The organism is Streptomyces changchenzhani (assembly GCF_039766235.1).
GTDB lineage: Bacteria > Actinomycetota > Actinomycetes > Streptomycetales > Streptomycetaceae > Streptomyces.
In genome coordinates, this window is the sequence record NZ_JBDHNH010000007.1 from 460,018 (window position 1) to 469,713 (window position 9,696).

A 9,696-nucleotide genomic window follows, 5' to 3' on the forward strand; every position below is an offset into this window, starting at 1 on the left:
ACGGTTCGCAGTCCGAGGTTATACGCCCTGGCTGACCGAACTCATATTGAAATCCGGGATGCGCAGCGCGGGCATCGCGGCCCGGGTGAACCAGTCGCCCCATTCGCGAGGCAGCGTCTTCTCGGTGCGTCCCGCCTCGGCGGCCCGCGACAGCAGATCCACCGGCGACTCGTTGAACCGGAAGTTGTTCACCTCACCCACCACTTCGCCGTTCTCCACGAGGTAGACGCCGTCCCGGGTCAGCCCCGTCAGCAGCAGGGTCGCCGGGTCGACCTCCCTGATGTACCAGAGGCAGGTCAGCAGCAACCCGCGCTCGGTGGCGGCGACCATCTCGTCCAGGGACCGCTCGCCCCCGCCGTCCAGGATCAGATTGTCGATCGCCGGGGCCACCGGTAGCCCGGTCAGGCCCGCACTGTGCCGGGTCGTCGTCAGACGCTCCAGCTTCCCGTCGCGCACCCAGTCGGTGGCCTTCAGCGGCAGCCCGTTGTCGAACACCGACGAGTCGTCGCCCGAGGCATGCGCGATGACGAACGGCGCCGACTCCAGCCCCGGCTCGTTCGGGTCGCTGCGCAGCGTCAGCGGCAGCCCGGAGAGCGTCTCGCCGACCCGGGTTCCACCGCCCGGCTTGGAGAAGACCGTACGGCCCTCCGCGGCGTCCCGGGCCGCCGACGACCACAGCTGGTAGATCAGCAGATCGGCGACCGCGGTCGGCGGCAGCAGCGTCTCGTAGCGGCCGGCCGGGAGGTCGATCCGGCGCTCGGCCCAGCCCAGGCGCTTCGCCAGTTCGGCGTCGAGCGCCGCCGGATCCACGTCCTTGAAGTCCCGGGTGGCGTGCCCGGCCCAGGCCGAGCGGGTACGGTCCGGCGACTTGGCGTTGATCTCCAGGGTGCCGTTCGGCTGGTCGTGACGCAGCCGCAGCCCCGTCGACGTACCCAGGTAGCTGGAGGTCATCTCGTGGTTCGCGAACCCGTAAAGCTCGCGGCCGCCGGCCCTGGCGCGGGCGAAGGACTCGCCGAGCGCGGGCGCGAAGTCGGTGAAGACCGCGGACGAGGTCTCGGCCGGGGCATCCCTGAAGTCGGGCGACGCGGGCACCCCGGAGACCAGCGGCTGGGCGTCCTCGGCCGGCTCCGCGCCCCGGGCGGCCGCCTCCGCGGCCCGCACCAGTGGCTCCAGCTCGTCGGCGGTGACGGCGGAGCGCGACACGACACCCGAAGCCGTGCCCCGGGCGCCGTCGACGGTCGCGATCACCGTCAGGGTGCGGCCGCGGGTGACCCCGTTGGTCGTGAGCGAGTTGCCCGCCCAGCGCAGATTGGCCGACGACTGCTCGTCGGCGATCACCACCAGACCGTCGCCGCGCGACAGCTCCAGGGCCCGCTCGACGATCTCGTACGGCTTGGCTGTGCGGCTCATCGACCGGCCTCCTGCGTGGTGTTGAGGATGTTGACGCCTCGGAAGAGAGCCGAAGGGCAGCCGTGCGAGACCGCGGCGACCTGGCCCGGCTGGGCCTTGCCGCAGTTGAAGGCGCCGCCCAGGACGTAGGTCTGCGGGCCGCCGACCTTCTCCATCGAGCCCCAGAAGTCGGTGGTTGTCGCCTGGTAGGCGACATCGCGCAGCTGGCCCGCGAGCTTCCCGTTCTCGATCCGGAAGAAACGCTGGCCGGTGAACTGGAAGTTGACAGGACAGGGAGGGGGCATACCCCTCTGATTAGGGTTTCCGCAGGTCAGACGCTGTTTCATGGCTCAGCCTCAATCCCTGTTCATACCGGTTGAAACCGGACTGCGCGGGGTCTGGTGATGACTTGGTGTCGACCTCTGACAGGCCCGAGGTCCAACGAATAGGTTGCGCCCCGTGATCTGGCCGCGTACCTTCACGGGAAGCAACTAACCCCCGGAGGTAGCAGCCTCCGGGGGTGCCCGCCAGGGCGAACCTGGTGGGAAGACACCTAGAGAGTGGACCTCTAGATGCGCGTCCAGCGTACTCGGCACGTCAGTGCTTACGTACAGATTCCCAACGAGATCGCGAGAAGCAGCAGCCTGACCTTGGAAGCCCTCGGGCTCCTCGTTCGGCTGCTCTCAATGCCTGATGCGAACAAGGCCACGGTGGAAGGGATCACCGCCCGCGTACCGAACGGACGGAAGTCCGTTAGCAACGCCATGAACACCCTCGTTGAGCAGAGCTACGTACAGCGTGCACGGCTCCAGGACCCCGAGACGGGCAAGTGGGTAACGCTCACCTCCGTCTCGGACCACCCGACCGACACCATGCCGACTGTCGGAGCGCCGACCGGTCAGGCTGTCGGCGGCTATCCCAAGGGATCAATACCGGAGGGAAATGACCTCCCCCCTGAGCCCGCTGAGCAGCCGTCAGGCAGTGAAGCTGTGAGTAGCGAGGAGGAGGAGTTTTCTCCGGAGATCAGCAACGACGACAAGCCCGCCGGCAAGCCGGGCGATGCCGTGATCGGTCGAGCTGCGGCCTGCCTTGGCCGCTTGGGCGATCACGACGGGCGGCTTCGTCTCAACACGTCCGAAGTTCTGCGGCTGGCTCCCTTGGCTGCTAGCTGGCTCGCGGACGGCTTCCACGAGATGGAAGTCCTTCGGGCCCTCACTCGGGTCTTGCCGCCGTCTGTCGAGTCTGCTGCGGCCCTGGTGACCTACCGACTCATGAACCACCGCCCGGAGCCTGCCGCCACCCCTCTCGGGGTCCCCGCGCCGCGCTCTTCGGTGGCCCGCACCGCGTGCCCGGAGTGCCACAGGCCCTACCCCCTGGGCCACGTCGGCGGCACCTGCCGTGACTGCCAATCAGGCAACTGAGCTACCCCGCAACCGAGAGGATCACTGTGAATAGCTCTGCCCTGCCCTGGTACGTCAAGCTGGTGCTTCGGGTCGCTATCCCCGCCGCCTGCCTCGCTGCCCTGTACCTCTCCATCCCCGGAGAGATAGCCATGGCTCGCACTGCGGGATGGTCTGAGAACTACGCCTACGCCATGCCTGTCTGTGTCTCGGTCTACGCACTCGCTGCGGCGGCTATCGCCGCCTATCGCAGACGGGCTCAGCTTCCCGGACAGGTGACCGCTCTCATAGGTGCTGGCATGGCCTTGGTACTGGCCATGTGTGCCCAGTCCATCTCTCACCTGATGGCACAGGACTACATGGGCACCTCTGCCCTCCTGGTGGTGGCTGTCAGCGCGGTCCCGCCCCTGGTGATCGCTCACATGATGCACATGGCAGAGACTCCCTCTCAGGTGAAGACCGCTGCTGAGGAGATGGAAGAGCTTCGAGCCGTGATCCTCTCTCTCACGGTGGAGGTAGCTGGCTCTCTCCTCCTTGGCTCGCGGGATCTGGCGAGAGAGTGCGACTACCTTGCCGCGCGAGCGGGGGAGCTGTCTCAGGAGACCGAGGAGACCTCTCAGGAGCTGCACCTTCGACTGGTCGAAGCGGGACGTAAGAAGGGTGGCTCTCGGGGCGCTGTCCCGCTGGAGGAGGTAGAGGCGGTTGGCAGAGAGCTGAAGCGGAAGGGCGTGAAGATCACGGGCCCCAAGCTTGCGGAGGCCCTTGGTATCGCAGAGAGCACCGCCTATCGCTACAGGCAGGCAGCCATCTCAGCCTGACCTCTCTCGGACGCAACGAAGGCCCCTCCCAGGGATACGGGGAGGGGCCTTCAGTCACAGTCTACGAGGTCTGAACAGTGACCCTAATACGGAAGCCCACGGGGCATGCTTGGGGGCTTCCTGTGGTCCTGCGTGACTCAGGCTTTTGCCGCCTTAGCGAGAGGCAGAAACGCGGTCCATGCATCAGCGGACAGCACGAGCGCCGGGCGCTCAGGAGCCTTGCTGTCACGAACGGGCACGAGACCTGAGAGAGCAGCAGAGGTAGGAGCCCACTCAAGGCAGTTGCCGCCCTCAGGGCCGCTGTAACTGGACTTGACCCAAGGGGCCGAGGGCTGTTCGTGCTTCACAGGGTCTCCAGTAGGTCTCTGATGAGGTCTGCACTCATCCCTTGGGGATGGGCCTCACCGACAAGCCCATCGTAGGCACGAGTGGCGGCCCGGACTAGCTCAGGGTCGTCCACCATGCCCGCCGTACGGTACGTCTCAACACAGACGATAGTCACGTGGGATTTGTTGGTGAGAAAGGATGCTCCGTAGTCCATCAACAGGTGAGGTGCAGCCCGGAGGGGGAGGATTTGAAGCGAACTGGTGGGGCGGTCTGCGTGTTGGAGGAGCGCCTTCAGCTGGTCGCGCATCAGCTCCGCAGAGACGATCTGGCGGAGTAGCACGGACTCGCAAAGCACCACCCTCAGGTCTGGAGGTGTAGGCCCCCAGAGGACTTCCTGACGCCTGAGACGAGCGCTGACCAGACGCGCGATCTCTTGGTCGCTGGCCCGGGGGTCACCAGCTCTAAGGATGGCGTCTGCGTAGGCGGGCGTCTGAAGTAGCCCCGGAACGAGGGTAGGAGACCACTCCGCTACCTCTACCGCCTCGCGCTCCAACGTCATGCGCTGTTGATAGAGGGCGGGAAACGACTGTGTTGTGATCTCGTCATGCAGGCGTTTGAACAGTCCGTCTGTGCCGAAGAATTCATCGAAGAGCGGCGGCAGGGCCGGGGGGATGTAGCCGTGTTCGTTCTCTATCCGGCTGATCTGGCTCTTGGACGTCCGAGCCTTCCGAGCTAGGTCCGTCTGCGTTAAGCGGCCCGGTGGGTGCAGGAGCCTCGCCTTCTTCAGCTCATCCCCAAATTGCTTCCGCGGGTCTTCGAGTTCCTGTTCCACGCTCACGGCTTCCCCTTGACCACCACTCTGGGCACGGCTTGCGCCACCAACAACTGTGCTGGTCAGACGCTTTGGCATATGCCGCCGTGACCAAACCCCAGGTTGGGACTTGAAACTCTTCTGAGCGTACGGCAGATGCGCCACCCTGGCACTACACACAGTGAGTTGCTCCGACGAGAGAGCTGGCCATGATGCACCCCGCCCAACTACCTCAGACGCCGGTAGATGTGAGCACCCCGACGAAGGCTGACGCGCAGACCGCGTATGCCGAGCTGTCCGCCGCACTGTCGGGCGTCGGCATCGACCTCCGGTCGCTGCACATCGACGAAGAGGGCTCGCGTCCCACGATCAACCTCGGACGGGTCAACATCACAACGGCCAGGAAGCTGACCAAGATCCTGAAGGCGGCTAGGTGCTGAGGAGGGAAACGTGGTGGCGGTGAACGACATGGTGAGGGACGAGATCAGGTGCCAAACGGGGACTGTGGTTGCGATCAACGGAGACGAGCTTTCCATTGTCAGGCCATCCGGCCTGTCGTGGGACGCACGGACTCGTCACGTACGGTCGGCAACTCAGCAGGAGATTGCCGAGCTGCAAGTAAACAAAACCCTGCGCCTGAAGGCACTCGGGCAACTGCCGGCATCCTCCGATTCTCCGGATGGCTGTTGACGCTGGTGGCTGTGATGCCTGGCAGGAGATTGTAGGTATGGGCACAACCGCTATCCCCACGATGGCGTTTGATATTCAGCCCCGTTCTCCAGTTACGGATGACGGAAATCGGTGGGTCACGGGGGCTTGCTGGTTCTACTGCCACTTGCTGCACGTTCGGGTGCTGTGGGTCGGCTCCGCGCACACACCGTGTGGGACTGCTGATGTATACGCCTGTGAGCCCTGCATGGAGAAGATCACGGCCAGAGCAGGCCAACAACTTCGGGCGAAGGATATTCAAGACCTAGTTGCCCGCTAAAACTTCGCCCCTGTCGGATGTCCCCGGATGGCCCTCCCCCCGCCGCCATCCGGAAGCCCGGCAGGGGCGGAGACTCACTCCCTTGTAGCTCAGTCAGGAAGAGCACTGCGCGGCCCCCGCGCAGACGACTCCGGTTCAAGTCCGGACCTGGGAACTGCTGCCCTTGCGATGTGTGGGGCAGTGACGCAACACCCGCCTTTCGGCTGTCTGCTTGGTGATGGGCAGGCAGCCGAAAGGCTCCCTGCCTGTACTCCGAGAGGACACCATGACAGCCGTTCTCGAAACGCCGACGAACACCATCAAGTCTCTTGCCCTGGAACTGACTGGGCTCTGCCAGAACACTTGCTCATCCCATTGCTATGCAGGGTCGGGGCCTCAGGGCACTCACGGAACTATGACCCGAACGGACTGGGAAGAGGTTCTGAGGCAGGCGTCAGCCGCAGGCGTGCGGATGGTTCAGTACATCGGTGGTGAGCCGACGCTTCACCCGTACCTCCCTCAGCTCATCCGCCGCGCTCTGGACTTCGAGATGCGCGTAGAGGTCTTCTCCAACCTCGTACACATCCGCTCAACGATGTGGGAAGCCCTGGCTCTGCCGGGCGTGAGTCTGGCGACGAGCTACTACAGCGACAGCGAGGCGGAGCACGAGGAGATCACGGGTGGTCGTGGGTCCTACAAGCGGACCAAGGGAAACATCACCGAGGCCATCCGTCGTGGCATCCCTCTGCGCGGTTCGCTCGTGCATGTCCTTGAGGATCAGCGCGTCAACGAAGCGCGGGCCGAACTACGATCCCTCGGCGTCACTGGCGAAATCCGGCTCGACCGTGTCCGTGCCATCGGCAAGGGCTCCACAGACGTCACGTTCAACGACCCTAACGAGCTGTGTGGTCGATGCGGAGTCGACCGCGCAGCCATCAGCCCTGATGGTGTCGTGACTCCGTGCGTCATGTCGCGCTGGCTTCCTGCCGGAAACGTGCGAGCGCAGTCCCTCACTTCGATCCTGTCTGGTCCTCTGTGGCAGCAGCAGAACGACGTCATTCCGAGGACTGTGGGCGGCTGTGTCCCGGATAGCTGCACTCCTAAGGAAGACTCCTGCGACCCGTCGCCGGGTGCGGACGACTTCGACACACTGAAGGCGTGCAACCCCGACAAGGACGGGGGCGACTGCTCGCCGGCAGAGACCCCGGCCTGTAACCCGAAGCACTGAAGGGGAGTCTCCATGCTGGAGTGGCAATCTCACGCCGCCCGACTCGCGGCAGATGTCGCCCACCCTGTTTCCCGCTGGCGCGGTCCGCTGGCGTCCACTCCTCGGCACCTCTTCGTCCCTCGCTGGTGGAAGGCCAGCAAGGGGCAATGGGCACTCCAGGATGGTCCGGGGGACCCTGAAGCATGGGCCACCGCGGCCTACTCGAACCGAACCCTTGTGACCCGCATCGGGTCTTCCCACGCGGACACGACGGAGGAGAAGGTGGTTGACGGGCTGCCCACGTCCTCTTCCACTCTTCCGGGGCTCGTGGTCCGGCTGTATCAGCACGCGATGATTGCTGATGACTCGGACATCCTTGTGACGACAGGATCGGGCTATGGAACTGCCCTGGCCTGTCAGCGTCTTGGCTCGGAGCATGTGACGAGTCTCGATGTGGATTCGTACCTGGTGACGGCTGCTCGGGAACGGCTGGACGCCATCGGCCTTCGCCCTGAGGTGGCCGTCTGTGACATCACAGGCCAGTTGCCAGGGAGCTTTGACCGCATCATCGCCACCGTCTCCACGAGGTCTGTGCCCGCTTCGTGGCTGACTGCCCTGCGGCCTGGGGGTCGGCTCGTTACGACGCTCGCCGGCACCTGGCTTGTCGTCACAGCAGACAAGCAAGCTGACGGAAGTGCCCTTGGCCGCGTAGAAGCAGACCGTGCAGCCTTCATGCGCACCCGCCAGGGCGCTGACTACCCGTTGAGCCCCGGCCTGAAGTTCGAGGAAATCGACAACCTTGAAGGGGAAGACTTCTCCACGGGCCGCTATCCGGTCTTGGACGTTCAGGAGTCTTACGATGTTTGGTCAATGCTCGAATTGACTGTGCCTGGTATCCGGCATCGCTTCGAAGAAGGCCCGGAGGACCACCGAAAGGCCGGGATGATCCACCCTGACGGGTCCTGGGCTCGTGCAGAAGGGGTGTGGACCGGGGTTCCGACCGTTCAACAGGGCGGCCCGAGGCGTCTCTATGACGACCTGGAGAGAATCCGGAACCGACTCAACACAGAGGGGGCGCTTCCTCTGAGCGGTGCCCGTGTAGAGATCACTCCGGAAGGCACCTGCACCATCAGTCGAGGCGCTTGGAGCGCCACTGTCGGCTGAGGCCACACAAGAAGAAGCCCCCTCCTGGATGGGAGGGGGCTCTTCTATGCTCTGAGGGCCCGCCCTCAAACGCTCTGTCTCCTTCAGCCCACGCTCACGGAGAACCCGTTGCTGGCGATGATCAGTACCGCCGCGACGACTCCCACCGTCACGAGGACGCCGATGAGACGGGCCGTCCGGCCTTCCTCCTGGATGGCGTATCGAACGGTTCGCCACCACTCCTTGTCGAGCTTCATGCCGCTCACCACTCCTTCTGTGCTGGTGAGTTGAGCTTCCGCGAGCCGTGGCGGCGATGTTCTGCGGCGGTACGCTGTGAGGTGCAAAGAATCGTGGTGAATCGTGGTGACACACCTACCGGACACCACGGCGGGGGAGGAAAACCTTGGCGGGATCAGCAAGCAGAGCGGTAGAGATCCCTGCGTCGATCCCCGATGGGCCTCTCCGCACGTGGCTGGAGTGGTTGAAGGAGCTGCGGGCGCGGGCGGGGATGCCATCCCTGGCTGAGGTGGCTCGCCGAGCGGGTCAGCGAGGAGACGCCCTCAGTACCGCCACTGTGCGGAGGCTGCTGGTGGGCGACTCGCTGAGCCACAGAGCCACAATGGCCCTGGCCTACACCTTGGCGGAGATGGACAAGCGGCCCGTAGCCGGCAAGCCCTCAGAGGACTGGGATGGTTTTGATCTTCGCCTCACGTGTTTGGTGAGTGAAGCGTCCGAAGCCAACGTTAGCGAGGCTCGAACACCTCGCACTGGGCTGCCTAATGTGCCCACTGGCACAGCACCGAAAATCTTGTTGGCTAAGCCAATGAAGTCCGGTCAACTGCTTAAAGCGGACTGGGAAAATGGCCGCTCTCGGAAAGGTCGCGGAAAATCTGAAGCTAATCTAGATGTCCGCGAGGCTCCACGCAGCCCCGTTGGCATCAGGTATATCCGTAACCGGACAAAACTTTGCATCGCACGCACTGTAGCGGGGACACGAGAAGCGGCTCAGCAGTTGGAAGGAAACCGCTCCCTTGAGCTTCTGCATAGCTTAGCCTTCCAAATCGACCGTCCTCAGCACAAACTATGGGAGTTTCCACAGTCTCCTACTCTGCCTGCAATACGGGACGTCGGAATGTATTCCGGGTCGCCCCTGGCAGATCTGGCATTGCTATATTACTCCGGCTTCCAGATTAGGCTGATACCCCCAGCTGGCCCCTCCCCGGGGGGTATCTTCCGCTCCGACGGGTCCATGGAAGGTTGGCCGCTAGACGCATACATAATGCCAGCTCCTTATTCGCTTGTGATTATCGATGGGCAGCAAAACATAAGCGGGATGCGTGAAGTGTTGCGTTCCCTGCTGGAACAGGCGCCACAGGAGAACGATGCGGCGCAACTTTGCGCGTTTTTCATCACGAAGCTGTCCTTGCGCGAGCTTATAGCCGCACTTGTTAGCCAAGTAGAATACGAAGGCATGGCTGGGCTGCTGTATGCAGGTATGCCTAGGCTGCTGAACAAGCTCAAAGATCTTGCCGATAAGCAGCCGGAACGGAATATTTTTCTTTGTCGGGAGACACACGCCGACGACGAACCGTTCTTGTGGCCTTCAACGGATAGTTGAGCTGAACTAAGGGGAG

10 protein-coding genes, 1 tRNA gene and 1 pseudogene are annotated in these 9,696 nt (G+C 63.8%); 7 read left to right on the plus strand and 5 right to left on the minus strand.

The features are described from left to right. Positions 1-18: 18 nt before the first annotated feature. Both ABCR94_RS23885 and ABCR94_RS23890 read right to left on the minus strand, forming a co-directional pair. A complete protein-coding gene (locus ABCR94_RS23885) occupies positions 19-1,410 on the minus strand; it encodes a metallopeptidase TldD-related protein (RefSeq protein ID WP_347121993.1) in 1,392 nt (463 codons plus the stop codon). Beyond that, a pseudogene (locus ABCR94_RS23890) lies at positions 1,407-1,673 on the minus strand (metallopeptidase TldD-related protein); the annotation flags it as partial. The gene ABCR94_RS23885 and the pseudogene ABCR94_RS23890, both read right to left, overlap by 4 nt. A 288-nt stretch (positions 1,674-1,961) precedes the next feature. On the opposite strand from ABCR94_RS23890, the gene ABCR94_RS23895 reads away from it, so the two are divergent. Further along, a complete protein-coding gene (locus ABCR94_RS23895) occupies positions 1,962-2,810 on the plus strand; it encodes a hypothetical protein (protein WP_347121994.1) in 849 nt (282 codons plus the stop codon). A 26-nt stretch (positions 2,811-2,836) separates the two neighbouring features. Beyond that, positions 2,837-3,607, plus strand: a complete 771-nt coding sequence (locus tag ABCR94_RS23900) for a hypothetical protein (RefSeq protein ID WP_347121996.1) — start codon at positions 2,837-2,839, stop codon at positions 3,605-3,607. Between the two features lie 137 nt (positions 3,608-3,744). On the opposite strand, the gene ABCR94_RS23905 is transcribed toward ABCR94_RS23900, so the two are convergent. Then, positions 3,745-3,954 carry a DUF397 domain-containing protein gene (locus ABCR94_RS23905; RefSeq protein ID WP_347121998.1) on the minus strand — a complete coding sequence of 70 codons (210 nt, stop codon included), beginning with the start codon at positions 3,952-3,954 and terminating at the stop codon, positions 3,745-3,747. Further along, on the minus strand, positions 3,951-4,772 hold the full coding sequence (locus ABCR94_RS23910; RefSeq protein ID WP_347121999.1) for a helix-turn-helix domain-containing protein: 822 nt from the start codon (positions 4,770-4,772) through the stop codon (positions 3,951-3,953). Before ABCR94_RS23910 ends, ABCR94_RS23905 begins: the two co-directional genes overlap by 4 nt. A 221-nt stretch (positions 4,773-4,993) precedes the next feature. Here ABCR94_RS23910 and ABCR94_RS23915 point away from each other — a divergent pair, with 221 nt between their 5' ends. From ABCR94_RS23915 to ABCR94_RS23930, 4 genes are all read left to right on the plus strand, one after another. Then, positions 4,994-5,185 carry a hypothetical protein gene (locus ABCR94_RS23915; RefSeq protein ID WP_347122000.1) on the plus strand — a complete coding sequence of 64 codons (192 nt, stop codon included), beginning with the start codon at positions 4,994-4,996 and terminating at the stop codon, positions 5,183-5,185. Between the two features lie 626 nt (positions 5,186-5,811). Continuing rightward, positions 5,812-5,887 (plus strand) — tRNA-OTHER (locus tag ABCR94_RS23920). A 111-nt stretch (positions 5,888-5,998) separates the two neighbouring features. Beyond that, positions 5,999-6,940: a radical SAM/SPASM domain-containing protein gene (locus tag ABCR94_RS23925; protein ID WP_347122002.1), complete on the plus strand. Its 942-nt coding sequence runs from the start codon at positions 5,999-6,001 to the stop codon at positions 6,938-6,940. A 216-nt stretch (positions 6,941-7,156) separates the two neighbouring features. After that, positions 7,157-8,083, plus strand: a complete 927-nt coding sequence (locus ABCR94_RS23930) for a protein-L-isoaspartate O-methyltransferase family protein (protein ID WP_347122004.1) — start codon at positions 7,157-7,159, stop codon at positions 8,081-8,083. 83 nt (positions 8,084-8,166) lie between these two features. Here ABCR94_RS23930 and ABCR94_RS23935 read toward each other — a convergent pair whose 3' ends face one another. After that, a complete protein-coding gene (locus tag ABCR94_RS23935; RefSeq protein WP_347122005.1) occupies positions 8,167-8,319 on the minus strand; it encodes a hypothetical protein in 153 nt (50 codons plus the stop codon). A gap of 1,022 nt (positions 8,320-9,341) precedes the next feature. On the opposite strand from ABCR94_RS23935, the gene ABCR94_RS23940 reads away from it, so the two are divergent. After that, positions 9,342-9,680, plus strand: a complete 339-nt coding sequence (locus ABCR94_RS23940; RefSeq protein WP_347122006.1) for a hypothetical protein — start codon at positions 9,342-9,344, stop codon at positions 9,678-9,680. The last annotated feature ends 16 nt before the right edge of the window (positions 9,681-9,696 follow it).